The 24,575-nt window shown below is 49.2% G+C and carries 22 protein-coding genes; 10 read left to right on the top strand and 12 right to left on the bottom strand.

All coding sequences use genetic code 11. The features are described from left to right. Positions 1–519: 519 nt before the first annotated feature. Positions 520–867 (bottom strand): carboxymuconolactone decarboxylase family protein, encoded by a 348-nt coding sequence (locus BGL48_RS08685; protein WP_069362271.1) that lies wholly within the window; start codon positions 865–867, stop codon positions 520–522. Between the two features lie 239 nt (positions 868–1,106). Here BGL48_RS08685 and BGL48_RS08690 point away from each other — a divergent pair, with 239 nt between their 5' ends. Further along, on the top strand, positions 1,107–3,062 hold the full coding sequence (locus BGL48_RS08690) for a methyl-accepting chemotaxis protein (RefSeq protein WP_069362272.1): 1,956 nt from the start codon (positions 1,107–1,109) through the stop codon (positions 3,060–3,062). Positions 3,063–3,141: 79 nt separating this feature from the next. Here BGL48_RS08690 and BGL48_RS08695 read toward each other — a convergent pair whose 3' ends face one another. Together BGL48_RS08695 and BGL48_RS08700 are read right to left on the bottom strand one after the other, a co-directional pair. Then, positions 3,142–4,542 (bottom strand): multicopper oxidase family protein, encoded by a 1,401-nt coding sequence (locus tag BGL48_RS08695; RefSeq protein ID WP_069362273.1) that lies wholly within the window; start codon positions 4,540–4,542, stop codon positions 3,142–3,144. Between the two features lie 128 nt (positions 4,543–4,670). After that, the gene (locus BGL48_RS08700) at positions 4,671–5,444 is read right to left on the bottom strand and encodes an EAL domain-containing protein (protein WP_069362274.1); all 774 of its coding nucleotides are present in this window, start codon (positions 5,442–5,444) and stop codon (positions 4,671–4,673) included. A 397-nt stretch (positions 5,445–5,841) separates the two neighbouring features. Here BGL48_RS08700 and BGL48_RS08705 point away from each other — a divergent pair, with 397 nt between their 5' ends. Next, on the top strand, positions 5,842–6,456 hold the full coding sequence (locus BGL48_RS08705) for a DNA-J related domain-containing protein (RefSeq protein ID WP_069362275.1): 615 nt from the start codon (positions 5,842–5,844) through the stop codon (positions 6,454–6,456). Between the two features lie 84 nt (positions 6,457–6,540). Here BGL48_RS08705 and BGL48_RS08710 read toward each other — a convergent pair whose 3' ends face one another. Both BGL48_RS08710 and BGL48_RS08715 read right to left on the bottom strand, forming a co-directional pair. Then, a complete protein-coding gene (locus tag BGL48_RS08710) occupies positions 6,541–6,837 on the bottom strand; it encodes a DUF406 family protein (protein WP_069362276.1) in 297 nt (98 codons plus the stop codon). 246 nt (positions 6,838–7,083) lie between these two features. Continuing rightward, complete coding sequence (locus tag BGL48_RS08715) at positions 7,084–8,739, bottom strand: AMP-binding protein (protein ID WP_069362277.1); 1,656 nt, start codon at positions 8,737–8,739, stop codon at positions 7,084–7,086. Between the two features lie 363 nt (positions 8,740–9,102). On the opposite strand from BGL48_RS08715, the gene BGL48_RS08720 reads away from it, so the two are divergent. From BGL48_RS08720 to BGL48_RS08730, 3 genes are all read left to right on the top strand, one after another. Continuing rightward, a complete protein-coding gene (locus tag BGL48_RS08720) occupies positions 9,103–9,585 on the top strand; it encodes a TetR/AcrR family transcriptional regulator (protein ID WP_069362278.1) in 483 nt (160 codons plus the stop codon). A 321-nt stretch (positions 9,586–9,906) separates the two neighbouring features. Next, the gene (locus BGL48_RS08725) at positions 9,907–10,290 is read left to right on the top strand and encodes a hypothetical protein (RefSeq protein ID WP_069362279.1); all 384 of its coding nucleotides are present in this window, start codon (positions 9,907–9,909) and stop codon (positions 10,288–10,290) included. 146 nt (positions 10,291–10,436) lie between these two features. After that, positions 10,437–11,624, top strand: a complete 1,188-nt coding sequence (locus BGL48_RS08730) for an acetate kinase (protein ID WP_069362280.1) — start codon at positions 10,437–10,439, stop codon at positions 11,622–11,624. Between the two features lie 304 nt (positions 11,625–11,928). Here BGL48_RS08730 and BGL48_RS08735 read toward each other — a convergent pair whose 3' ends face one another. The 4 genes from BGL48_RS08735 to BGL48_RS08750 form a co-directional block, all read right to left on the bottom strand. Further along, positions 11,929–12,459 carry an MltR family transcriptional regulator gene (locus BGL48_RS08735; RefSeq protein WP_069362281.1) on the bottom strand — a complete coding sequence of 177 codons (531 nt, stop codon included), beginning with the start codon at positions 12,457–12,459 and terminating at the stop codon, positions 11,929–11,931. Between the two features lie 61 nt (positions 12,460–12,520). Next, complete coding sequence (locus BGL48_RS08740) at positions 12,521–13,669, bottom strand: mannitol-1-phosphate 5-dehydrogenase (protein WP_069362282.1); 1,149 nt, start codon at positions 13,667–13,669, stop codon at positions 12,521–12,523. Positions 13,670–13,736: 67 nt separating this feature from the next. Beyond that, positions 13,737–15,707, bottom strand: coding sequence for a PTS mannitol transporter subunit IICBA (locus BGL48_RS08745; protein ID WP_069362283.1), 1,971 nt, complete (start codon positions 15,705–15,707; stop codon positions 13,737–13,739). A 507-nt stretch (positions 15,708–16,214) separates the two neighbouring features. Next, positions 16,215–16,715: a lactoylglutathione lyase family protein gene (locus tag BGL48_RS08750; protein ID WP_069362284.1), complete on the bottom strand. Its 501-nt coding sequence runs from the start codon at positions 16,713–16,715 to the stop codon at positions 16,215–16,217. A 101-nt stretch (positions 16,716–16,816) separates the two neighbouring features. Here BGL48_RS08750 and BGL48_RS08755 point away from each other — a divergent pair, with 101 nt between their 5' ends. Beyond that, entirely contained in the window at positions 16,817–17,698 is an 882-nt protein-coding gene (locus BGL48_RS08755; RefSeq protein WP_069362285.1) for a LysR family transcriptional regulator, read from the top strand. Positions 17,699–17,770: 72 nt separating this feature from the next. Here BGL48_RS08755 and BGL48_RS08760 read toward each other — a convergent pair whose 3' ends face one another. Continuing rightward, entirely contained in the window at positions 17,771–18,292 is a 522-nt protein-coding gene (locus BGL48_RS08760) for an HPP family protein (RefSeq protein WP_069362286.1), read from the bottom strand. A 107-nt stretch (positions 18,293–18,399) separates the two neighbouring features. On the opposite strand from BGL48_RS08760, the gene BGL48_RS08765 reads away from it, so the two are divergent. Both BGL48_RS08765 and BGL48_RS08770 read left to right on the top strand, forming a co-directional pair. After that, a complete protein-coding gene (locus tag BGL48_RS08765; protein ID WP_069362287.1) occupies positions 18,400–18,924 on the top strand; it encodes a TetR/AcrR family transcriptional regulator in 525 nt (174 codons plus the stop codon). A gap of 118 nt (positions 18,925–19,042) precedes the next feature. After that, entirely contained in the window at positions 19,043–19,708 is a 666-nt protein-coding gene (locus tag BGL48_RS08770) for a substrate-binding periplasmic protein (RefSeq protein WP_069362288.1), read from the top strand. Here the strand turns inward: BGL48_RS08770 and clcA are convergent. Both clcA and BGL48_RS08780 read right to left on the bottom strand, forming a co-directional pair. Then, complete coding sequence (gene clcA / locus BGL48_RS08775) at positions 19,702–21,096, bottom strand: H(+)/Cl(-) exchange transporter ClcA (RefSeq protein ID WP_077457242.1); 1,395 nt, start codon at positions 21,094–21,096, stop codon at positions 19,702–19,704. The genes BGL48_RS08770 and clcA overlap by 7 nt on opposite strands. Before the next feature lie 425 nt (positions 21,097–21,521). Next, positions 21,522–22,811, bottom strand: coding sequence for an alpha/beta fold hydrolase (locus BGL48_RS08780; protein WP_069362289.1), 1,290 nt, complete (start codon positions 22,809–22,811; stop codon positions 21,522–21,524). A gap of 203 nt (positions 22,812–23,014) precedes the next feature. Here BGL48_RS08780 and BGL48_RS08785 point away from each other — a divergent pair, with 203 nt between their 5' ends. Both BGL48_RS08785 and BGL48_RS08790 read left to right on the top strand, forming a co-directional pair. Then, positions 23,015–23,491 carry a MarR family winged helix-turn-helix transcriptional regulator gene (locus tag BGL48_RS08785; RefSeq protein ID WP_069362290.1) on the top strand — a complete coding sequence of 159 codons (477 nt, stop codon included), beginning with the start codon at positions 23,015–23,017 and terminating at the stop codon, positions 23,489–23,491. Positions 23,492–23,513: 22 nt separating this feature from the next. Next, positions 23,514–24,572 carry an HlyD family secretion protein gene (locus BGL48_RS08790; RefSeq protein ID WP_069362291.1) on the top strand — a complete coding sequence of 353 codons (1,059 nt, stop codon included), beginning with the start codon at positions 23,514–23,516 and terminating at the stop codon, positions 24,570–24,572. Positions 24,573–24,575: the final 3 nt, after the last annotated feature.

The raw sequence follows: 24,575 nt of genomic DNA on the forward strand, positions 1-24,575 counted from the left end.
TTGGGATTACATCGGCCGGAGTGGTCTGGCTGTGTTCCCCGTGCCCACGGGGATGAACCGAGTGGGTTGTGTATAGCGGTCGCCTGAATCAATGTGTTCCCCGTGCCCACGGGGATGAACCGAGTGGGTTTTGATAGCGGTCGCCTGAATCAATGTGTTCCCCGTGCCCACGGGGATGAACCGAGTGGGTTTTGATAGCGGTCGCCTGAATCAATGTGTTCCTCGTGCCTACGGGGATGAACCGCATTACCGGTTAAGGTGAGGTTTTGGCAGTGTTTCCCCATGCCCAAAGGGTTTACCCAATTCCCTTTTCTAACCGAAGTTGGGTTTTGCTATCTTCCTCATGTTCATGGGAAGTGGGGGCGTGAGAATGTCGAATATGTTATGGGTAGGAGTGTAGGTAGTATATCGAAACATCAACGTCGATATGCTATTTACGTTAGCAATGAGAAGGGTTATCGATCGATAAGGCTGAGATCGTCTTATCTCAGCCTTGTGATATTGCCGAGCGCTAATAAGCTACGCCTCACTCAGTTGCTCGACCGCTTCCAGTGCCTGAGCGCCGTATATCAATGACGGGCCGCCACCCATTACGATCGCGACGTTAATGGCCTCTACGCATTCTTGCTTGGTCGCGCCATGTTTGAGGGCGGCGGCCACGTGGGCACCAATACAGCCATCGCAGCGCGCGGCAATACCAATCCCTAGTGCAATCAACTCTTTGGTTTTTACATCGAGATCACCTTCAGCCATTGCTGCCCGATGCAGCTGTCCGAATGCGGACAGGGTGTCACTGCTGTGTGCTTTAAATTGTTTATTGAGCGCCAGTTGTTGCTGATTGATTTCCTGATAGTTTTTCTTGGTCATGAAGCTGTCCTTTTAATTTAGTCTTGTCTAATGTAATGGCTTTTTGGCCATCATGCAATCCGTGTCTGCCGAGCCACTGCATTTGCCTAAAAAAGCAATCAGCTCGATACCGTTTCGTGATAAAAGAGAGGGAAAATACGTTATTTATTAGATTGTCATTAATGGTTGTTCTAATTTAAACAACACACTTAACCTTTTGACCAACATGTTCCTATGTGCTGTCACTGACGGAGGTCAGTATGAGTATTAAAAAGCGCTTACTCGTTGTCGTCCTGACAGGGGTTATCCTGCCCACGCTTATCATCGCTATCGTATCACTCTATCAGTTCCGAACGAGTACGTTGCAAAGCTATGAGCAAAGCTCCTACAAAGAAATGCAGCACATCGGCAACGCGTTTAAATTCTACTTAGAAGGGTTGGCGGCAAACGCCAAGATGCTGGGTAACAGCGAAGCCCTTCAACGTTTAGACAGCTCTGTCACCAAATACATGGGATCGACCAAAGCCATGACCTCCAAGCAAAATAGTCCTGCTGAGGCACGGGCGTATGGGTTGCTAGAGGCGATGGGCGAGTCACGAGAAGATTTTGCGTATGTGTTCCTTGGGCTAAGTGATGGTGGGTACATTCAGTGGCCGCAAGGGGAGTCTGGCAACTATGATCCTCGTCAGCGTCCTTGGTACCAGACGGGCCAGGGAAGCGGAAATAACCCAGTTAGGGTGCCTGCTTATCAAGATGTGACGACGGGTGCCCCCCTCCTTGATTATGTCATGGAGTTTCAAGCCCAAGACGGCCTGAGTGGTGTGATTGGTGTCGACGTCACGTTAGAAGCACTGACAAATATGTTAGGTGACGTCACCCTCGGTGAGTCGGGGTATATTGTGCTGGTGGAAGACACAGGCACGGTGCTTGCTGACCCGAACAACCCAGACAATAACTTTGAACCTGCCCAGAGTGTCGACAGTGTTTACAGCGGTGGGAATTTTAGTGAATCACTCACTGCCGTTTCCTTTTCTGGTAAAGATTATTTTGTCAATCAGTACAAAGCGCCAGAGAGTGGCTGGCGTTTGATTGGGATTGTGCCGCAGCAAGAAGTTCTAGGCCAGGTTACCCGGCTGCAAACCGTTATTTTATCCATCAGTCTGATCCTTGTTGTCGTGTTTGGTGTGCTTGGTTACTTTATGATTCAACGTATATCTGCATCTATCATTGCCGTCAGTGATGGGCTGAGTGATGCGGCAAGCGGTGATGGTGATTTGACCAAGCGTTTACCGGTTCGCAGCCAGGATGAGTTGGGTAAAACGGCGGGTGCCTTTAATCAGTTTGTGGATGTGATTCAAGAGTTGATCGTCGGTATCAAGGACAGATCCACCAAGCTGTCGTCTCATGCCGATCAAACCACTCAATTTGCTGAACAGCTGGACGGCGCCAGTCACCAACAGCGCTCAGGGTTAGAACAAATCGCCACCGCCTTCCACCAAATGGTGGCCACCGCCAACGAAGTCTCTCAAAACTGCAATCAAACGGCGGATTCTGCCCAGCAGTGTCAGTCGGAGGTCGATCGTGGCATGACCTTGATGAATAATACGCGCGCAGCGGTGCAAGAAATGGCCACCACGCTAAACGAAGCGGACAGCGCGATGGCTGAGCTGACCAAAGAGAACGATAATATCACCGCCATGCTAGATACCATTCGAGGCATTGCTGAACAAACCAATTTGCTTGCGCTTAATGCGGCGATTGAGTCAGCGCGTGCGGGGGAGCATGGGCGAGGCTTTGCCGTGGTGGCCGACGAGGTACGGGTGCTGTCACAAAAAACCACCAAATCAACGGAAGAGATTGATGAGCTGTTGCAGGCCTTAACCCAGCGCACGAATCAGCTTTCCGAGAAGTTGCAAGGCAGTGTTGAGCACTCACAAACCACCACGGAGGCGACGGAAGAGGCCTTGAGCGTCTTTGACACCATCCAAAGTTTGGTAGGGCAAATTCACGACATGGCGTCACAAATTGCCACGGCCACCGAGGAGCAGCACTCAGTATCGGAAGATATTAATCAGAATGTGACCAGTGTGCTAGAAGGTGCCAACAGTGCAGCATCAACGGCAGAGCAAACCAATGCCACAGCTGCCGAGCTGCGTGTGGTGGCCTCAGAGCTATCAGAGTTAGTTAATCGTTTTAAAACGGAAAAGGACAGTTAATCGCAGCGGGTGAAAACCGAGTGACGACATAAAACGGCGAGCCAAGTGCTCGCCGTTTTTCATGTGTGTGATTTGTTCGTTAGGTGACTTCGACAAACCCCATCAGACCCGTTTTCATGTGCTCAATAACATGGCAATGGTACATCCATCGGCCCGGATTATCGGCCACAAACGCTGCCTTGGCGTGGCCATTTTTACCCAACAAAACGGTGTCAGTGTGAAATGGTGTGACTGGTTTGCCATCCATTTCCAGCACAGTAAAGGTGTGACCGTGCAGGTGAATAGGGTGATGGTACTGGGTGACGTTTTTTAAATCGAAGATATAGGTCTTTCCGCGTTCCAGTTTGGCGATCGGCTCAGGAATATTACCTTTACTCATTCCTTCCCAGGCGCGTTTATTCATCAACCAAAACTCGTGTTTTCCCTTCCCTTGTTTATCAGCAGGCGTGATCGCGCCAGCCCACTCAAACACAAAATGACGGATTTCAGCATTCTCTAAATCTGGTTTTGCAACGGGGTTGAGCGGCAGAGTGGGTAGGGGCTTCTCTGTTAACGTTGACGGTGTGGCGGTAAAGCTTGCCAGCAAGAAAGGAAAGTCACCTTTCATGTGCATTATTTCAACTTTTTCACCAGCATTGGGTGCTATCAGACCAATATCTAGCCGCATCCCTGGGGCTATCTTGTGCGTCTCCAAGCGGCGTGGTGTGGCAATCGGGTTACCATCGATAGCGATTATCCAGGCTTCTGCGCCGCGCACTTGAATGGGATAGGTGAGTGTATTGTCCACGTTGGCTAAGCGCAATCGTGTGGTTGCCTTTTCTTGCAGTGTGTATTCAGGATGGTGAATACCATTTACGGTGCCCCACTCGCCAGGCGTGCCCATACGCGCGCTATAGCGAGGGATAGCGAGATCTTTCCAGTTACCTTGACGATCTAGGTGCCAGTGTTTGAGTGTCAGTGTGTGCTCTTCATCAAACACAACCGGCGTGGCTTCCTCGACCACAATCGCACCGACCAGCCCTTTACCCAACTGCACCACTGAGTTCATATGCGGGTGGTACCAAAAGGTGCCGGCATCCGGTGGGGTAAAACGATAGGTAAAGGTTTCACCGGGCTGAATAGGCGCTTGGGACAAGAAAGGAACACCGTCCATTTCAATGGGAATGCGTAGCCCATGCCAGTGAATGGTGGTGGGTTCATTGAGGTTATTGGTGAAGTGAATGGTCACTGGCTCACCTTGGCGGCAGCGTATAGTGGGGGCTGGCGTCTCGCCATTGAAGGCCAGTACATCGGTCTGATGCTCAGGAACCAACTCAGCCTGACTGGGCTCAGCGCTTAAATGGTATTCCCACTGCCCGTTTTGCCGAGAGGCAGAGACTAAGGAGCAAGCAGGCAAAGTGGAAAGGGCTGCCACCGCTGCGGTCGTTCGTAAAAATTGACGCCGGGAGAGGCCACGCGCGTTCAGTGATTCACCATTCATTCTTAATACCTTTTCAACGCCGTCATTGCGAAACAGTGTACCTCGAAAAATGGTTACTGAGAAAGATTATCAATTGTGTTTGTGAGGAAGTTAAAACAGCGAGTGCCAAGACTCGTTGAGCCGTCAGCTTATTGACAGTGGAAGGCTTCGAGCCCAGGTACTTGATTGATAGGCGGTAAGCTCTCGAACCCGGGTTTGGCAATGTAATAGCCTTGAAAGAAGTCGACGCCTAAATCAATCAGGCATTGAAGCTCGGCTTCTGTTTCAACACCTTCGGCAATAATTTGACGACTTAGTTCGTGGCACATGGCGACACTGTGGCGCACAATGGTTTGCTTGGTGACGTCAGTGTCAATATCTCGTACAAGCGCCATATCCAGTTTAATCATATGGGTGTTAATGCTGGCAAGCGCGGTAAGGCCGGAGTAACCGGCACCGAAATCGTCAATTGCAGTTAAAAAGCCTTGTGAGCGGTAATAACGAATAATGCGCTGAATATGACTGTAATCAAGGACTTCTTCCCCTTCGGTGAACTCAAACAGAATCCGTTCGAGTGGGAAATTATAGTCATTCGCGGCTTTCAGCGTGGTGCGGATACAGCGCTCTGGCTCGTACACGGCATTGGGCATAAAGTTAATGCTGAGATAACAAGGGATAGATAGTTCGGCCGCGAGTTTGACTGCCTTGATCCGACAGGTTTGATCAAATTGATACTGATTCTCTGCGTTAACATGCTTAAACACGCTGCCCGCGCCGCTACCGTCCTTGCCTCGGGCAAGCGCCTCGTAAGCATAAATGGAATGCGTGGAATGCCGAATAATGGGTTGGAATGCCATGGTGAAATCGAATGCGAGTGGCTGCGCATCCCTGCAGGCTTCACATTTTGTTGAAGATGCTGTCATAGAAAAGCGGTTATTTAGTCTGTCCTTGTAGAGAGATTAATGGAGTTCTGGGCAGAATGCGAATGAGATGACAAAAATTATGGGGTTTGCACGGTTTAAGGTACAGGCCTAGTCGTGATCATTCGATATAAACCGATCAGACTGGGCTTCAATAGGCCAAAACGGTCTCTTTCTCGTCATAAGTTGGCACCGGATATGCTTAATATTTAACCGGCAACATTGGAAGTGTCATTATGATGGCGGAAAGCACGTTTAAAAATGCGTGCCGCGAAAAGGGACTTCCCAATATTTGCTACAAAATAGCCAGAATTGGTTTATACCTTAATAAGGTGGCTTTACAACCAACCCCAAGAGATGCCGGTTCAAGGTAGCTGGCCAGTGACAGAGGATGAACGTCATGCTTGCTGAAAAACGGGATGAAATAGACAACCCCCTGATTTGGCCAATACTCAGTATTCTAGAATCAACGCGACAAAGTTGGAAAGTGCACCATCTATTAGGTGAGCTGCAAAAAGACACCATGATGGCCCAGCTTGATGCTGACCCCCACCTTGATTTATTTAAACGCAACTTCCTGATCATGAATGCCTTGTATCAACTACAAGAAATGTTGTTGCCGCAGCAGTGGTTGCAGGTTGAGTCAATGGATATCCAGCTACAATGGCGGGTTGGCAACAATGGCTTTGTGGCCAAAGAAATTGATTACCAGGATCCGTTGCGTGATTACTACATGGACTGGAATAACTATGACGCCAGCCAAGATGACGTCAAAGAACTGTTGTCTTCGTTTTGGAAGCACTACCAGCGTCATATCGGCAATGAGGCGCCGGGCGAGGCGATGTTGGAGCGCAATAAGGCGTTAAAAGTGTTGGGTTTGGATGAGAATGCTAGTGAGCATGAAATCCGTCGTCAGTGGCGCAAAATGGCGCTCAAGTGGCATCCAGATCGGCCCGAAGGAGATGCAACCACTTTCCGTGAGATGTGTGAAGCTTGGCAAAGCTTGCGCTTATAAATGGCTGTCAGCAAGCAACAACAGGGTGTGAGAAAGCACCCTGTTGCTTTAACCGCTGACATGCTTGTGGTTTTCGCGTAATACTTACGCGTTATTCAGCCCACGACTGCGCAATTCAAAGATCAGCTTTTCGGCACTGCATTCAAACTGCAATTTAATGTGCGCGCCATTGCCATCAAACTGTTGCGGATCAAAGTCATGCTTAACGGCAGGATTAATGCTCTCTGCGAGAGCGAGGTATTGCTCGAAGCGCGCTTGCACCGCGTCCTTGCTATCGCCTTGAATGGTGACGTCTGCCACTTCGTCGCCCTCAGAAATAATGTAACCTATTTCAGCGCTAACACCACATGCATCACAAGTATCGGTTTGATTCTCTTTCATGGTATTTCCCTACGTTAAAAGCAGCAGGCGTGAAAAACGTGCTGGTGGCCTGCTGTAAGTCGATAACATGATCTTTAGCAAAGTCTGGGTTGTGGCACATTGAGGCAGGTCAGGTTTTGCAGTGTTTGTAGCACGCTGTAGTGATGGCAGCAATACAGATACTGATAAAGACACCACCCACTATTCGTGTTTATGCCAACACGTGCAATAGTGGGTGAGCGTTATCATGCTATTGGGTTTAAAGGATCAGCGCAAATCTTCTTCCCATTGCACTAAGGTACCCTTCGGCCAGTGAGTACCGACATCATGATACTCTTGCTCTAGCTTGTGACGGCGAATTTTCAGCGTCGGCGTGAGTTTGCCGTTCTCAATGCTCCACGGCTCTTTAATCATCAATACGCCTTTGATTTGCTGGTGAGACTCCAGCTCCCCGTTGATGGTATCAATCACCTTCTTCACGCGACGCTCATAACGCGCGCGGTCAAAGTTGGGAAAGTGATGTGGCAGCGCGAGTAGAATAGGGGCAGGCATGCCTGAACCAATCACACAGAGCATCTCGGCATTAGAGAGCTCGAACAAACGCTTTTCAATCGGCACGGGCGCGACAAATTTACCTTTGGCAGTTTTAAAGGTGTCGTTTTTGCGGCCAGAAATACTGAGATACCCCTCGCTATCCAGTTCACCTAAATCTCCCGTGTGTAACCAGCCATCGACCAAGGTTTCTGCGCTGGCTTCTTCGTTTTTGTAGTAACCACTGAATAAGCCTTCGCTTTTTACTAGGATTTCCTGATCATCGGCAATTTTGATCTCCACGCCAGGCCCCGCATTACCCACGGTGCCAATCTTATCGGCTCTAAATGGATAGTTGAGGGTACTGTAGGCATAACTTTCTGTCATGCCCCACGCCTCGGTAATGTGTAACCCGAGCTTTTCATACCATTGCAGTAATGCGGGCGCGACAGGCGCTGAGCCGCATCCCAACACGCGTGCCTGATCCAATCCAAGGTTTTTTGCGATTTTGCTTTTGATCAGGTTATTGACCAAGGGAATGCGCAAGAGAAGGTTAAGTTTTCCGTCTGGCAGTTTTTCTTGAATGCGTTGCTGGAATAGTGTCCAAAGCCGAGGGACAGAAATGAACAAGGTGGGGCGATGCATTTTGACATCTTCGATAAAGGTATCGAGTGACTCAGGGAACGCGGTAGGGATCCCGCCCATAATCGCTGAGCCCATGATGTAAACCCGCTCGGTAATATGCGCGAGTGGTAGATAAGAGAACAAGCGATCATCAGGTTCAATGCCAATATGATCAATTAATCGCTGAGCGGACCAACAGTAGCCGCCATAACTTAAAATTGCCCCTTTAGGTAAGCCTGACGTGCCCGAGGTATACACTAAAGACATCACATCACTGTCTTGGTGCACAGGGCGCTCATCTGATGCTTCATGATTGGCGATCAAGTCATGCCATTCGTAATGGCAGCTAATAGTGGGGTAAGGAAAGGCGATGGTCTTTAAGCCTGGCATGTTTTCCAGTGAGGCGCTCAAGGCTTTACTGTCATCAAGCTTGCCCACAAACATGGCTTTCGATTCACTATGGGTTACCACATGGTCAATGGTGTCTGTCCCGGCTGTTGGAAATATCGGCACACTGATATAGCTGCCCATCATCATCGCTAAATCGGCAATAAACCATTCCGCGCAGTTTTTGGAGATGAGCGCGACCTTATCACCGGGTTTCAGCCCCATGTCCCGTAGTGCGGTGACCATGCGCAATGCTTGGTCGGCCACGTCCGCAAAGGTGTAGTCATGAAAGCGGCGGCCGTGAATCTGGCGTAGAAAAACATGACTTGGACGTTCATCAGCCCACCGTAAGATCTGATCGTTCGGTTTGATATGTGACATTGGACTTCCTCATTGTCGCAACCTAAGAATACGTTTAAACGTTATAATAATGTTAATTTAGTGATCGGGGGCGGCGAGAAGCAAGATAATCATTTAAACACGTGTTCAAATTATGACTGATGGCACTATTTGCAGTGATTTGTCACGGATTTTTCAGTTTTTTCATATTCTTCTCAATAAGGTTTTTGGAAGTTTGATCCGCTTCAGCGTCTTGGTAAAGGGTTAGTGTCAGGCTGAGTGGGTGAGTCTGTACTATTTTAAAAGGGGCGGGACTTTTTCGTGAGTTAGCCTGGCCGCGAGCCGACTGGCGCGCGTGTCATCACAGCGCCAATGACGGCGATTGACGGGGAGAACAGATTACGCATGCCAAAACGCAGTAAAGCCCAAACACAACAAACCATTGAGACTATCTTGGCAGAGGCGAAGCGGCAGCTGTTGGCGCTCGGTTATGAGGGAATGTCTTATACCACGCTCAGTGAAGCGACAGGCGTATCGCGCACCGGGATTAGCCATCACTTTCCTCGCAAGCAAGATTTTATGGTCGCGTTAGAGCCTTTTTTGGTGGAGAGCCTGCGTACGCCCCTCGATACGAGTGGCACCATCAATGCATTTATGAAAAGCTGGATGCAAGCGATGCATGCCGAAGGTGAATTTAAGGCGACGCTAAAGCTGTGCTTTTATGTGTTAATTAGTGGCAAAGCCGATAATGGCGCCGCATTCAGATGTTTAAAAACACTACAGCAAGAGTGTGAACAACAAATGCAAACCGATTTAACGGTCGCCTTTTCGCAACTGTTAGGGGCCAGTGTGTTGCTGTGCCGTCAGCGAGCTGACGCGAAATCCTAATGTCATCGCCTTTTAACCCGGGTTATGGTGCGAGAGATGACCGTCTGTTGACAGACAGCCCCTGCGTTTCTTGTTATCATTGTCACGCTTTATCAGCAAAACATGTATTTGGAGACAACCATGAACAATACCGACCATCCTCCGAGTCTTAACGGAGAAAAATAGCGACTGTTGGTATTGCTGCATTTCATCGTTACCAACTGTCGTCGATAGTTGGCCCTGCCTGCTTTGTTTTTCTCCTCTCGCTGTTAGACATCACGCTGTCCAGATGGGCACGATGTTGTTGATGGTCGTTACCTACTGCCAATCGGGAGATTCGCCATGACGGTAATGAACAACACCTTTACTGAACCGACTGCTTTCTCAACATCAGAGATTGTGGCCGCTCGCAATGCCTTTTTACAATATGATCTCAACAAGCAAGTTGAACTGCTCACAGTCATGCCCCACGAGGAGTGTATGGCCGTGCTGGGTCACTGCTCGGTGACGCATGTCCATCAGCTTCTTGAACGGTTAAACGCGCAAGGCCACCAGCGTCTAGCCAATAAATATGCTCGCTGCTTAGGGATGATACGCCCGCATCGCAGCCTACACACGGACGTGGGGACTTGGATCCATCAGAGACGCGCCAAACTGTTTGCTTTTTTGTCATTAGTGTTAGCCGTGGCCGCTGTGAGCTATTTATCGGTTTTTGTTTTTGTCTAGTCCGTGCGCACTTAGCTTGATCTTACGCAGTAAATTGTTGCGCAAGTATGCTATCACTATAACGACAGTTGAATTGTTCAAAAATATTTTAATAATGGGGTGGCGGCCGTGAGCCGTTATCCTAATTCTGCCAATAAGGTAACCCTATGAGTGATGCACTGGTACTCGTTATTAATTCAGGTAGCTCGTCGTTAAAGTTTGCACTGATGGATGCGCAAACTGGCGATGCGGTGATTTCCGGCGCTGGAGAATGCTTTGGGCGTGATGACGCGCGGATGAGCTGGAAAGTCGACGGCGAAAAAACTGAGAAAACCTTAAGTGCAGGAAGCAACCACCATCAAGAGGCCATGGATATCATTGTGGGCCTTATCGAAAGCAACCAATTAAGTGATAAGCTGCAGGCCGTTGGGCATCGCGTGGTACATGGCGGTGAAACCTTCAGCCAGGCCACCTTGATTGACGATGCCGTTTTGGGGCAAATTGATGCGCTAAAAGCCTTGGCGCCCTTGCATAACCCCGCGCATGTGGTGGGCATCAAAGCGGCACGCCAAGCCTTCCCAAGCTTGCCGCAAGTGGCGGTTTTCGACACCGCATTCCATCAAACCATGCCGGAAAAAGCGTATCATTACGCGATCTCGCGTCAGCTTTATAACGATTATGGTATTCGCCGCTACGGCTTCCACGGCACCAGCCACTACTTCGTGAGTCGTGAAGCGGCAAAATGGCTCAATCAAGCGCCTGAGCAAACCAACGTAATCACCGTGCACCTTGGCAACGGAGCCTCTTTGTGTGCGGTCAAAGACGGTCAAAGTGTCGATACCAGCATGGGCTTTACGCCATTGGCGGGCTTAATGATGGGCACGCGCTGTGGCGATATCGACCCATCTATTCTTGAGTTTCTCTCCAAAAAAGGGCTGAGTACCGATGAGATCCATCATGAACTGATCGATAAAGCCGGTTTGCTCGGCGTGTCGGAATTGACGAACGATTGTCGAGGCTTGGTCGACGCGGCAGAGCAGGGTCACAAAGGCGCACAACTAGCGCTAGAAATGTTTGCTTATCGCGTTGCGAAATACATCGCAAGTTACATGGTGCCTTTATCTCGCTTGGATGCGATTGTTTTCACAGGCGGAATTGGCGAGAACTCACTGCCAGTGCGGGAGATGATCCTAAAAGAACTCGCGATTTTCGGTTATCAAGCCGATGCCGAGGCTAACGCCGCCGCGCGTTTTGGTGCCGCAGGACAAATCACCACCCAAGCGTCACCGCTAGCACTGGTGATCCCAACCAACGAAGAGTTAGTGATCGCACAACAAGCCATGGCAATGGCCTGATTGTCGTCTCTTCCTCTGTTAATGAAGCGAGCTGCGTGGCTCGCTTTTTTTATGCCTAAAAATCAATCTATATCAAGCCTTATATGATCCGATATAGCGCTTTTTTGTATATAATGATGGACAAAGTGCATCGTTTTTTGATTTGATACCCGAAAGATAAAAAAGATTGGCTAGGTATGAAATTATATAGTGTGATTAAGGCTTATTTATTGGAAGCCCTGATTCTCGGTGGCGCGTTCGCGCTAGGGGTGTGGTTAACCCTTTCAGGCTATTTGCTTCATTAGTGATGGTGAACGTTGGCACATTAAAAAGGGCTTTCTTTGCTTAATTCATTGCAGATTTCCACGATGGCGAGTGACAACCCTGAGCGGATCACCTGCTGTTGGCGCTGCAGTTGTAGCTGATAGAATTCGATATCTACGTCATCTTCCGGCGGGCCAATATCGAGCGAAAGTATGCCCATCGTATTCGCTTTGCGCAGCTTTTTGACGGCATCGAGCACCTTAGGATCGGTAAATTGGTAATCGTCGGCATCGTTACTCAGTTGGTTTTTAAGTTTAATGATTTGTTCAATATCGTGATAAGCGTCATCTGATAACACGCCTAGACCAAACAAGAGTTTCAATCGCACAGAAAGATCCCCCAGCGGCCCAGTGTCGTGCAGTAAAGGCCCCACCACTGATTCCACCGCAAAGTTATCTTTGCGAAAAACCCGCTTGATTAAGCCATCAATAGCTGTCTCAAACGTATCCACCGCGGCAACAAAAAAGCCACGCACGGTTGGCGCTTGGTTTAATCGTTCAATGATGTCTGTTTCGTCGAAATTTTCTGCCATAGACTCAATACTGCTTATTGTTATAACGGGGGAGCTAAACTCCCCCTGTAAAATGCGCGGTTTACAATTGCTGGTACAGGGTGTTAATTGCCTCAACTTCAGGGCTTTCCTCTGCCAAGCCGGTGTATGTCGCCAGCGTCTTTCTTACGCCCACCTCAGCCAATGAAGCTTGAAGCTCTTCAGCTTGTGGATCGGTGTGATTGGTGTATTTCAATGCTGCGGCAATCCCTTTTAATAGGGCTCGGTTATCTGTGCCGTACTCTATTGTACCCAGTAATGGCTTGATAAGCCTATCGTTTTCACTCAGCTTTCGAATAGGCTGGCGACCAACACGGTCGACCTCATCAACCAAGTAGGGGTTTGAGAAACGCCGCAAAATTTTCTCGATGTACGCTTGGTGAGCGGCGCGGTCAAATCCGTAGCGTTGGATAAGCACTTCGCCGCTTTCTTGCATCGCTGTTTTCACCAAATCACGGACTTTCGGATCGGTAATGGCTTCACGAATGGTGCGGTGGCCGCTCAAGCAACCCAAATACGCCGTGATGCAATGGCCCGTGTTTAAGGTGAAAAGCTTACGCTCGACGAAGGCCATGAGGTTTTGTGTCTTCTCCATCCCTGCAATATCTGGGATGTCGCCTTTGAACTGTTGTTCATCCACAATCCACTCGCTGAAGCTTTCTACCGTGACCTCTAAGGGATCATCGTTCGCCGCTTCCGCCGGCGGCACAATGCGATCAACTGCGGAGTCGACGAAACCAATCAGTGCGTCTGCTTTCTCATGGAATGCGGGGTCAAGGTGCTTATAGACTTCGCCTTTGAGATGCGACGTACCACGGATCATGTTTTCGCAGGCAATAATGTTTAGTGGGGCCTCATTGCCTGATGCGAAACGTTTTTTAATGCCGGTGGCGATGGTCTTGGCAATAATATCAAGCACATTAGGGCCAACAGCCGTGGTCACTAAATCCGTTTTTACGATTTTATCGATAACATCATCACTTGCCGAATTGACTGCCGTGATATGAGAAACCGTGTCGATATGGCAGTCGTTACCTACCACTTTGACGTTGTAGCTTTGTTTGTGACTGAGTTGGTCAATGAGGGGCGCATCGACATCGGCAAAGGTGACCTCGACATTGGCATCCGCGAGCAATTTTCCGATAAAGCCGCGGCCGATATTGCCGGCACCAAAATGAACAGCATTTTTCATAGTATTTACCTCAAACTAAAAACGATGGTGATGAGAGGCCACCGAGGTGGCCTGCTTATTGGGTTGATTAATGGGATGACGTCATAAAGGTGACGCTTTCATCACTTAATAGATTGAGGATCTCGTCAATACTGTCAGTACTGGTAAGAATATCTATTGCATCAGGCTCATCTAACGCATTCGTAATGGCGGTAATTACTTGAATATGTTCATCATTTTTGGCGGCAATGCCTATCACCAACTTAGCGATATCCTCTTTGTCGTCGGTGAACTGCACGCCCGATGGATATTGACATACCACAATGCCGGTTTGCTTGACCCCATCTTTTGCTTTGACGGTGCCATGAGGGACGGCGATCGATTCCCCGAGGTAAGTGGGGGTTAAAGCCTCGCGCTCAAACATCGCGTCGACATAACCTGGCTCTACGTAGCCAAGTTTGACAAGTTGCTCACCGGCAAATCGAATCGCTTCATCCTTGTTTTTGGCCGTTAAGCCAAGATGAATGTTTTTACGCTGCAGTTGAAAAGCAGGTGCTGGGGTTGGCTCGAAGCTATCGTCATTTGCCGCCGCTGTTGGAACCTGAAGCACTTGCGGATCGTTGGCGGCGGGATACTGTGCGGCGAGAATTTGGGTAACCAACTGGCCGTAAACATCGCCGTCTAAAAAGTTATTGAGTGAAATATGGTGTGCGGTTGGCGCGTGAGTGCGTGCGCGCTCGGTCAGATCTTTATGCGTGATCACAATCTGTGCATCCTCAGGCAGACTATTGACCGCAATATTTGTGACACCAATGTCCAAGCCTGCATTTTGCACTTTTTTGCGCAGCAAGCTGGCACCCATGGCACTTGAGCCCATGCCAGCGTCACAGGCAACTAAAATATGCTTTACGTCAGCAAAGTTAACCGTGGCTTTAGGCGCAGAAGAGGGGGTGGAAGTGCTTGCTTTAGCGCCTGATTTCATGTCTTTCATTTTGGCGGTTGCCTCGTCGAGTGAGGCTTCGTCACCATCACCTTCTGTGCTTTTCTGCGTTTTCATCAGCAAAGCGGCTACCACAAATGACACGCTGGCTGCGGCAATAATTGACGCCAAGACGCCGAAAATTGAGCCTTTTTGCGTCATTAACAGCACAGCAAAAATAGAGCCTGGCGAAGCGGGCGACACAATGCCTGCATCAAACACAGTGAGAACGAATACACCTGTCATACCACCCGCAATCGCGGCAAGAATAAGGCGTGGATTCATTAGAATGTAAGGGAAGTATATTTCGTGAATACCACCGAAGAAGTGAATAATGGATGCGCCGCCTGCGGTTTGACGTGCGGTGCCTTTACCAAACACCATGTAGGCCAACAAAATGCCCAAACCGGGACCTGGGTTGGCCTCAATGAGGAAGAAAATAGACTGACCAGCTTCTGAGGCTTGTTGGATGCCCAGCGGTGAAAAAATGCCGTGGTTAATCGCATTATTCAAGAACAGGATTTTAGCAGGCTCAACAAAGATCGACGTCAATGGCAAGAGATGCGCTGAGACCAAAAACTCCACCCCTGCCGCGAGGCCACTGGATAAGAGTTTTACGAACGGGCCGATAAGAAAGAATGCGATAATCGCGCAAAGCATACCGATAATACCGGCAGAGAAGTTATTTACTAACATCTCAAACCCGCTTCTCACTTTGCCATCGACATAAGCATCGAATTTTTTGATCGCCCAGCCGCCGAATGGACCAACCATCATCGCGCCCATAAACATGGGAATGTCAGTCCCGACAATCACCCCCATGGTGGTAATTGCACCGACAACCGCACCGCGTTCGCCGCCAACGAGTTTACCGCCGGTATAGCCGATTAGTAGTGGCAGTAGGTAAGTAATCATGGGGCCGACCATGGCCGCCAATGTCTCATTGGGGACCCAACCGGTCGGAATGAATAGTGCAGTAATAATCCCCCACGCGATGAATGCGCCGATATTGGGCATCACCATATTCGAGAGGAAGCGACCAAAATTCTGTATCTTGATCTTGGTGTCAGATGATATCATAACAATACCCCGTTTGATGTTCTCATTGAACGTGTGTGGTAGAGCGGTTCGCCAAAACCGTCTGGCTAGTAAGTACCCAGTCAATTTACCACATATTTTTTCGAGAGAACTGATAACGGGGATTTATTGACTCAACTCTCATTATTCACTTCGCAACTATATGTTAGTCCAATACCTGTCACAAAAATAACATGTAAATTTAGCACAAAATACAATAAACAAAATTGTCAATAAAAACCTGAGCGATATATATCACATTTTTGATTTTTTCTTTATAAAATATATAGTGATAAAGATCACCCTTTATTTTTTTAGAATAGTGAAATAAAAAACTAGAGTGATAAATATCACACTATTAGTCTGGTCAATAATGATCCATAAAGTGATAAAGATCACGCTTGTATTTTTATTACGAATAGGATCGGTGTCGTGTGAGGTAGAAACCAAGCTCAATCGCGTTGAGCCTGGTGAGTTAAAATGCCAAGGTAGCCATTACAGACAAGAGAGTTAATACGCTCCTGCGCTGTAGATAAGCTCGTAACTGTGGCTGTAGATCTCCAAGATATTGCCAAATGGGTCTTCCATATAGATCATGCGATAGGGCTTCTCTCCAGGATAGTAATAGCGTGGTTTCTCCATACGTTTCTTACCACCCGCCTCAACAATACGTTCAGCCAGTGCTTCAACGTTAGGATCTTGCACGCAGAAGTGAAAGACGCCCGTTTTCCAGTACTCGAAATTGTTGTCAGGGTTTTGCTGATCTTTGAATTCAAATAGCTCGACACCCACTCGGTCACCGGTTGATAAATGGGCAATGCGAAAACGTTCCCAACCTTGGCCAAACACATCGGTGCACATTTCGCCGATCGCACTGTCATCTTCAACAATCTCAGTAGGCACCATGATGAGATACCAACCAAGCACCTGCGTGTAAAACTCAACGGCTTTGTCTAAGTCAGGGACGGAAATACCAATGTGTGAAAATGTACGTGGGTAAGGGGTCTGCATCGTTTGTTCCTCTTTGCTTATGTCTTCATTGTTTGCAAGCATGAGGCACCCAAACCATAATGTTAAATTATGGTTTGCAATGATTGTGATGATATTTTGTTATGGTTAACCCTGTTTGGCTGAAAACCTTTTGCACCCTGGTAGATGTTGGCAGTTTTACCAAAGCCGCTGATAAGTGTTTTATGACCCAATCAGGCGTCAGTCAGCACGTGCGAAAGCTCGAAGATGCTTTATCGACCACCTTACTGATTCGGAGTAAAAAGGGTATTGTCACGACGGAGGCTGGAGAGCAACTCTATCGTCAAGGCAAAGATGTACTACAAACACTCGATAACCTAGCCGTTAACATCAGCCAGGATCCCGGTTATGAAGGGGAGGTGCGTCTTATGTCGCCGGGAAGTGTTGGGCTCCGCTTGTATCCGCGTTTGCTCGATCTACAGGTAACGTATCCTGCCCTTACGATTAACTATCGTTTTGCGCCTAATGGCGATATTCACAAGGCTATCTTGAACAACACTATTGATATTGGCCTAACAACGGCTTGTCCAGTTGATCCCAATATTCAGTCTGAACCCATTGGGGACGAGCCATTGTTGTTGGTGACACCGCGCCATATCCAAGACCCTACATGGGAAACACTCTGCCAACTTGGGTTCATTGATCATCCAGATGCGAGGCATCACGCTGAGTTATTACTTGGGGCGAACTTCGAGCAATACCAAACGGCGCAGTTGCGCCCCATTAAGCAATCTGGCTTTTCTAATCAAATTGGTCTTATCTTACTACCCGTTGCACGCGGACTCGGCTTTACCGTGTTACCCGCCAATGCCGTCGCCGCTTTTGCTCAACAGGCGGCCATCAAAGCTCACCATTTACCAATACCGGTCAGTGAAACTTTATATCTCTGCGCTTTTGCCGGACGCCAGCTGCCCCAGCGCGCTATCAATGTTGCTAACGTTATTAAAGAGCAGGTTGGTCAGTAGTGATCATCGCTAATAGTCCGACTGGTTCCTAAGTTTGTTTATCCCCCAAACTTAGAAACCAGGCTCAGTTGATTAGCTACGCTTGATCCCATGCCAATACACAGGCCAATGGTGCGGTTCGCCTAATTTGTTGATAAAAGTAGCGATAACAACCAGCGCAACACTGCCTGCGAGCACTGGCGTAAACAAATAATCGATGCCAACTACTTGTGTGCCCGCGAGCATAATCACCAGTGGATTCGCCCCTGCAGGTGGATGGACGGCACGGCAGGCTTGCATCAGCATAATTGCCAGTCCCACCGCGAGGGCTATCATCCAAGTATCATTCCCCACACCGTACAACATGGCAAGTCCAACGCTGGCGGTCAGAAGATGACCCACAATCACATTTCTCGGCTGCGCGAGCGGTGATTGAGGGGCCGCAAACAAGATCACACAGGTCGCGCCAAACGGTGCCATCAGCCAGGGCACGCCGGTGGTTTGGTTCAGTACTGTTAAGGTAAGAATGCCAAAAAATCCACCCAGCAAGCCTTTTGTCAGTTGAATCCAAGTCGGTTTAGGCGGTAACGCACCGCCACCTTTTAATCGTTTCATACTCGCTCCTTATTTGATTACCTTCATCAAAGTGTACCGATCTGTACACATTGTTATGAAGAGTACAGATCGGTACACTTCATAGCAAGCATTTTTTGGAGAGCATGATGGGCAAGCGCGATCACATCTTGGCGGTGGCCGAGTCGTTATTTAACCAGTTTGGTTACACGGCAGTAGGCGTGGACAAAATCCGCGATGAAGCTGCGGTCTCAAAGACCTCTATGTACCGCCACTTTGGCGCTAAAGCGGCTTTAATTGAGGCGGTGCTTCAAGCGCGTCATACAAGGTTCGAGCAAGGATTACAGCAGGCTATTGATGCACATCAGGATAAAGAAGCCCAATTGACGGCTTTACTGGATTGGCATCTGGCGTGGTTCAAACAAGACGACTTTAAGGGTTGTATGTTTATGCATGCGATTGGCGAATTTAAGAGTGCCACAGACAGTCAAATTACAGAGATTGCCAAAGCGCATAAGCACAAGATTCGCAATATGATTGAAGGCATTGTCGGGTCTGAGGATGTTGACATCGTGATGACGCTATTAGAAGGGCTGATCGTTCGCGCCGAATTTGGTGAGGTACCCAGTCGCGCGTCATGTCTTAAGATATTAAAGCGTATCTCGAGTAGATAACCACCCATCATTAGTGAGAGCGTCACGCACTGCATATGGACGTCGTCTTTTCCGTCTTCTAATCTCTAAGAGTGCAAAGATAATCTGAGGTGGCAATGTGACGAGATGGTGGATATTAATGGTTTGCTGGTTGCCGTTGAATGCACTGGCAAACACACTGACTGTTGCATATCGCGATCATACGGGCGCGATGTCATCCGCGACCAAAACGATCGTCGAGCAGGTTTTTAACGCCGTTGACTCAAACATCGAACTATCTTGGATAGAGATGCCGCTAGCGCGAGCGGAGAATGCACTCGCTAAAGGGATCATTGATATTGACTTTGGTCGCACGCGATTGGTCTACCAAGACACGCCTCAGGTGCTTTATCCCACTGAATCACTGTTCTCCGTTGACTATTATTTGTTTGGGCACACGTATGTGCTTAATCCTGAAGATTATCAACGTGTGGTGGGGGTGATTGGTGATCAATTGGCGCTGATGATTGCGGATAGATATCAGTGGGATATGGTGCCCGTAAGAACTGAACGGGCTGCGTTAAACATGGTGAATAGTAATCGTGCACAGGCGATGGTGGGCTATGTGGGAATCGCAAGTATGCTCGAAAAAGAGCAACTGACGACCGTACGCATGGCAGACAGTCCTGTCGAATCCATTCCCATTTATTTGGCGATTCATCAGCGGCATCAAGCTCTTATTGAGTCACTGAACGCTAGTATACGCAAAATGAAAAAGAGCGGAGAAATAACCGCTCTACTCGAAAAACACGGCATCCCTCATTGAGATGCATTTTCTATCCGAAGTTTCTGCTCGCGTACTTTACGACGCAATAGCTCCGTATAAATTGGTTGTCCACCAAGCAACTGTGCGACCAAGGTGGCACCGAGGGTGGTGATGATTAACGGCAAAATCAGATAATAGTTGTTGGTCATTTCAATCACCAACAAAATACCGGTAATCGGCGCGCGTACCGTGGCCGCAAATAAGGCACCCATGCCAGCAATGGCAAACATACCCGGCTCTATGCCCATTTCTGGGTACATATTGGCAACCACTAACCCATAAACAGTGCCTAACAAGGTGCCTAGCGCCAGCATGGGCGCAAAAATACCCCCAGGCGCACCCGAGCTAAAGCAAATCACTGTCAGTAATGTGCGCGCCATAAAGATAAACAGCAGGGCACTGATTGAATAATTGAGGGTGACGAAGTCCGGTACCAAGTTAATCCCGCCATGGGTCAGCTCAGGGGCGTAGATAAGTAGCAAGCCAAAAAAGCCACCTAAGGTGGCACCGACTAGCCAGATCCGTGTTTGGCTTTTTTGATAAAAGCGCTGGAAAAAATCCTGAAAGCGAATAATCAAAAAGTTAAACAACACGCCAAACACGCCGAAGCAGCAACCGAGGGCGAGAAAAAACCAAAGAGAAATGAGCGGTGGGGTTTCGTATTGTGGCAGCACGATCACTGCCTCTTGGCCATTGATATACCGAAAAACAATGTCCGCGACAATTGCGGCGATAATTACCGCTTTAATTGAAATTAAGGTATAGCGAAATTGTGGTCGCATTTCCTCAACCACAAACATGATGGCCGCCAGTGGCGCGTTAAAAGCGGCCGCTAGCCCCGCTGCGGCCCCGGAGGCCAGCAGTGTTTGGTTACTGTTCCTGTCTTTGATGCGGCAGGTATCGGTGACCATTCGGCCAATATTGGCACCAATTTGCACGCTTGGGCCTTCGCGGCCGAGAATCATGCCAGAGCCCAACGCGCCTAAACCGCCAAAAAATTTCACCGGGATAACTCGCCACCACCGTGAGGGGCGAATGCCTTCCATCGCGCCTTCAACTTCTGGGATACCAGAGCCTGCCGCTTCAGGGGCAAAACGATGGACAAGCCAATAGCCGACCAAGGCGAGTCCTGCGCTAATGAGAAACGCGAGCACGCCCAAAGGGAGCATCGAGCTGATATTGCTGTCTAGCCAGTCGGTTCTGGATTGAGACAGTGAATGGATGGCGAGTTCGAAAAGGGTGACCACCACGCCACCTAAAAAGCCAATGACTACCGCGAGTAAAAGGATAGAAACGGGCGTTTTATCACGAGACCATAATTTATCAAAGAAAACACTAGATTTGTAAAAGATGGCTCTCTTCTTGCCTGTTTTACTTACAATTTTCATCTGTGTGAACGCAAAGTGTGACAAGAAAAGTGACGATGTACGGTGGCACGACTTCCTACGCCAACATCGTGCTGGGAACGTCCTGTTCCCTGAGAGAACGCATTTATACTACGCCAATTAACGGAACATGCAAGCGCTTGACAGATGCCTCACTGTCTAGTGATAAAGACAAAACCCGCGGGAGTAAGCGATACATTAATGAGACAGTCGTAAGCGAACATTTTTATACGTTTAACCAGTGTGCACCGTATTAACAACTAGCGTATCAGCTTTATCAGCGCCAATAATTGATTTGAATTAGATCACAGTTTGTTGCGCTGAAAATTTCTGCTCTGACCTGTCTGACCTGATCGAAGAGTAGACAGCGGTGTGGCCATGCCTGAGTCGTTAAGGCATGGCCGTCATCATCGCTAAGTAAGACGTCATTAATCAGGAAGGGCAGCTCGATTATCGCCGATATCGATTAAGCGATCCAAAATACGCTCGCCATCGACGCCAATGCCGTTGTGCTCGTACTCGTTGGTCATCCACGCTTGGCTGTTAGCAATCTTCGCCAAGGTTTGACGGGAATAATCGAACTCGACAAACATATCGTCGACATAGGTGGCACAGGCGAGCGGCACCGTGTTGCGCTTGAGTACCTCGAGATCATAAAGCGCCGGCCAATCGGTTTTTTCCGCCAGTAACATGGCGGCGTCTTTGAGTGGCTTGAGCGTGGCGAGTTGATCAAACATCCATGGGTAGACCATTTCACCGGTAAACCGAAACGGCTGATCGGGCTGATAGTGGAACTGCGGGAACTGATCGCGCACCCGATGGGCTGACCACTGCGACGCCTGCTGCTGGCAGTAAATCGATTCATGCAAAATAGCGTAGAACGGATTGGTTAAATACCCTTGTTCTGCCTGCATCGCATCAAGGAATGGATAGCTCAGCACACGCTCGCCATTTACCTCAATAAAGGCTCGTTCCAATAAATAGTAAAGCGGCAGCCCGGCATGACCGCGACCGAGATTCAGGCCAATGGTTTGGAACTGCTCCACCGTAAACGGCTGACCGTTTGGCAGTGTCACCGCATTGTTTTGCAGATACTGGGCAATCTCGTGACAGCGGGCTTGTGCGTCCGGGAATTGGGCGAAAAACTGTTGATTCTTATCTTCCACCCGCTGATAGGTTTTTTGATATACCGCATCGGCATGTCCTTCAATCGGTGGAATGCCGCCGGTGACAAACGCACGCGACAACGATTGCGGAAAGTACGACAAATAGGTAAGTGCACAAAACCCACCAAAGCTTTGACCGAGGACCGCCCATTGCTTGATGCCTAACGCCTCACGCAAACACTCGGCGTCTTTCACGATGCTATCGGCACGAAAATGGCTCAGATAGTCAGCTTGCTCCGCAGGCGTGAGATGGGCAAGCGTTTGGTGATTCACCGGCGAGCTTAAGCCCGTGCCGCGCTGGTCGAGCAGCAATACGCGGTAATCGTCTAGTGCCCGTTTTAGCCAACCGCTCGCACCATTAGGGCGAGGTGACTCCATGCCGGGACCACCTTGGAAATACACCAGCCAGGGTAAGTCTTGTTCATTTTTACGCGTATCCACCACTTCGCGGGCGAAAATCGAGATTGAGGGGCTGTCAGCGTCACTATGATCCAGCGGCACATCAACATGGTGACTGCGATAACGGAGGTGGCGATCCCACAGATCTTGCATGGTAATTCCTTTACAAACAAAAAGATGACGTACGATAGATTACCAGAGATGGCGGGGAGCAGCGAGCACGTTTCCCTCAGCCAGCCTGTCACTTTTTTGTGATGCACATCACCTTTCTATTTACTTAGCCTGCTAACTATTTTATAGTACCTGCTTGGTATTACTTAGCATGCTAAGTATTTTTACGATGGAAGGAAAACTCGATGACATCGCCCAATCCCGAACACATGTCTATCGCTGAGCACTTAGGGCGCACGGCGCGATTATGGCGCCGTGTGGCGAATTCAGAGCTTGAACCTCTGGGGCTGAGCTATCCGCGCTGGAGTGCGCTTTGGATGTTGCGTCGATTGGGAGATGGCATCAGCCAAAGTGAATTGGCACTGGCGCTGGAAATTGAACTGGGCTCGTTAATGCGCACCTTGAAGCATTTGGAAGCGCAGGGGCTGATCACACGGCGCTGCTCGCCTGAGGATAAGCGCACCCGTACGGTGCATGTCACCGACAGTGGTAGTGACTTAATGTCACGCATCGAAGCGCGGGTATTGCGGGTGCGCAAGCATTTGCTCTCTGGTATTGCGGCTGAAGATTTTGATGCCTTGGAACGGGTGTTGGTCACCATTAATCAAAATGCGATGGACTATACCGCCACCACCACAGATGACCACGGCACAGACCAATAAGTAATAGAGGTAAGAAAGACGAATGACACCAGATGAAAAGTTTGCGCGATGGGTAAAAGTGGCCGCCCTCAGTTTTGTGTTGATCTTTGGCTACTTTTTAGCGGCGGATAACCTGATGCCACTAACGCCCCACGCGATGGTGACACGCACGGTGACTAAAGTGGCCCCGCAAGTCAGTGGGCCGGTTAGCGCCTTGGCAGTAGAAAACAACCAGCGCGTTCAAAAAGGCGATGTACTATTTAAAATTGAACGTGCGCCTTATCGCATCGCCGTCGACCAAGCCAAGCTCGCCCTGGCCCAAGCGAGACAAACGAACGCCCAGTTGGATGCCTCACTGATGGCTGCGCGGCAAGATGTCTCAGCATTGGCATCAGTATTGGCACAAAAAGCGCGTGAAGCGAAACGTTTAAAAGCCTTGTTTGCCAAAAATGGCGTCTCTCAGCAGCAGCGTGATGATGCGATCAGCGCCGCTAATACCGCTCGCGCCAAATGGGAAGCGGCGAAAGCGCGTGTGAGTGCCCTCCAGATCCAACGCGGTGGCGATGGTGCGAGCAATATCGCTGAACAAGTGGCGCTGAGTAAACTAAAAAAAGCCCAGCTTAACCAATCCTACACCACTGTTAGAGCCAGCCATGATGGGGTGGTAACCAACTTGCAGCTGGATGTGGGGGCGTATGCCAGTGCGAGCAAACCGCTGATGGCCTTGGTGTCTGAGCGCGCCGATGTGATTGCCGATTTTCGTGAAAAAAGTGTGCGCGATGTACAGACGGGCACCGCAGTGAATGTCACATTTGATAGCGAGCCGGGCAAACTGTACGCGGGACATGTGAGCAGTGTTGACGCCGGGGTCAGTGCCGGGCAAATCGACGCCAATGGTCAACTGGCGTCACCGTCTAACTCCAACCGGTGGGTGCGTGATGCGCAGCGAATGCGTCTGCACATCCAGCTCGACGAATGGCCAGATCACTCGTTGCCAACCGGGGCTCGCGCCACGGTTCAGATAATGCCTGAAAGCGCGGTGACGCAGTGGCTGGCCAGCGCGCAAGTCGGCTTTTTGAGTATGCTGCACTACATCTACTAAGGG

Source organism: Salinivibrio sp. SS3 (assembly GCF_001722105.1).
Taxonomy (GTDB): domain Bacteria; phylum Pseudomonadota; class Gammaproteobacteria; order Enterobacterales; family Vibrionaceae; genus Salinivibrio; species Salinivibrio kushneri.

Excerpts from the sequence above, each read along its gene's own strand:
- BGL48_RS08710 (WP_069362276.1), bottom strand. The coding sequence starts at position 6,837 with ATGAAAGAGAATCAAACCGATACTTGTGATGCATGTGGTGTTAGCGCT.
- BGL48_RS08700 (WP_069362274.1), bottom strand. The coding sequence starts at position 5,444 with ATGACAGCATCTTCAACAAAATGTGAAGCCTGCAGGGATGCGCAGCCA.
- BGL48_RS08725 (WP_069362279.1), top strand. The coding sequence starts at position 9,907 with ATGACGGTAATGAACAACACCTTTACTGAACCGACTGCTTTCTCAACA.
- clcA (WP_077457242.1), bottom strand. The coding sequence starts at position 21,096 with ATGAAAATTGTAAGTAAAACAGGCAAGAAGAGAGCCATCTTTTACAAA.
- BGL48_RS08785 (WP_069362290.1), top strand. The coding sequence starts at position 23,015 with ATGACATCGCCCAATCCCGAACACATGTCTATCGCTGAGCACTTAGGG.
- BGL48_RS08760 (WP_069362286.1), bottom strand. The coding sequence starts at position 18,292 with ATGAAACGATTAAAAGGTGGCGGTGCGTTACCGCCTAAACCGACTTGG.
- BGL48_RS08715 (WP_069362277.1), bottom strand. The coding sequence starts at position 8,739 with ATGTCACATATCAAACCGAACGATCAGATCTTACGGTGGGCTGATGAA.
- BGL48_RS08685 (WP_069362271.1), bottom strand. The coding sequence starts at position 867 with ATGACCAAGAAAAACTATCAGGAAATCAATCAGCAACAACTGGCGCTC.
- BGL48_RS08755 (WP_069362285.1), top strand. The coding sequence starts at position 16,817 with ATGGTTAACCCTGTTTGGCTGAAAACCTTTTGCACCCTGGTAGATGTT.
- BGL48_RS08765 (WP_069362287.1), top strand. The coding sequence starts at position 18,400 with ATGGGCAAGCGCGATCACATCTTGGCGGTGGCCGAGTCGTTATTTAAC.
- BGL48_RS08790 (WP_069362291.1), top strand. The coding sequence starts at position 23,514 with ATGACACCAGATGAAAAGTTTGCGCGATGGGTAAAAGTGGCCGCCCTC.
- BGL48_RS08695 (WP_069362273.1), bottom strand. The coding sequence starts at position 4,542 with ATGAATGGTGAATCACTGAACGCGCGTGGCCTCTCCCGGCGTCAATTT.
- BGL48_RS08770 (WP_069362288.1), top strand. The coding sequence starts at position 19,043 with ATGGTTTGCTGGTTGCCGTTGAATGCACTGGCAAACACACTGACTGTT.
- BGL48_RS08735 (WP_069362281.1), bottom strand. The coding sequence starts at position 12,459 with ATGGCAGAAAATTTCGACGAAACAGACATCATTGAACGATTAAACCAA.
- BGL48_RS08705 (WP_069362275.1), top strand. The coding sequence starts at position 5,842 with ATGCTTGCTGAAAAACGGGATGAAATAGACAACCCCCTGATTTGGCCA.
- BGL48_RS08750 (WP_069362284.1), bottom strand. The coding sequence starts at position 16,715 with ATGCAGACCCCTTACCCACGTACATTTTCACACATTGGTATTTCCGTC.
- BGL48_RS08740 (WP_069362282.1), bottom strand. The coding sequence starts at position 13,669 with ATGAAAAATGCTGTTCATTTTGGTGCCGGCAATATCGGCCGCGGCTTT.
- BGL48_RS08720 (WP_069362278.1), top strand. The coding sequence starts at position 9,103 with ATGCCAAAACGCAGTAAAGCCCAAACACAACAAACCATTGAGACTATC.
- BGL48_RS08730 (WP_069362280.1), top strand. The coding sequence starts at position 10,437 with ATGAGTGATGCACTGGTACTCGTTATTAATTCAGGTAGCTCGTCGTTA.
- BGL48_RS08690 (WP_069362272.1), top strand. The coding sequence starts at position 1,107 with ATGAGTATTAAAAAGCGCTTACTCGTTGTCGTCCTGACAGGGGTTATC.
- BGL48_RS08780 (WP_069362289.1), bottom strand. The coding sequence starts at position 22,811 with ATGCAAGATCTGTGGGATCGCCACCTCCGTTATCGCAGTCACCATGTT.
- BGL48_RS08745 (WP_069362283.1), bottom strand. The coding sequence starts at position 15,707 with ATGATATCATCTGACACCAAGATCAAGATACAGAATTTTGGTCGCTTC.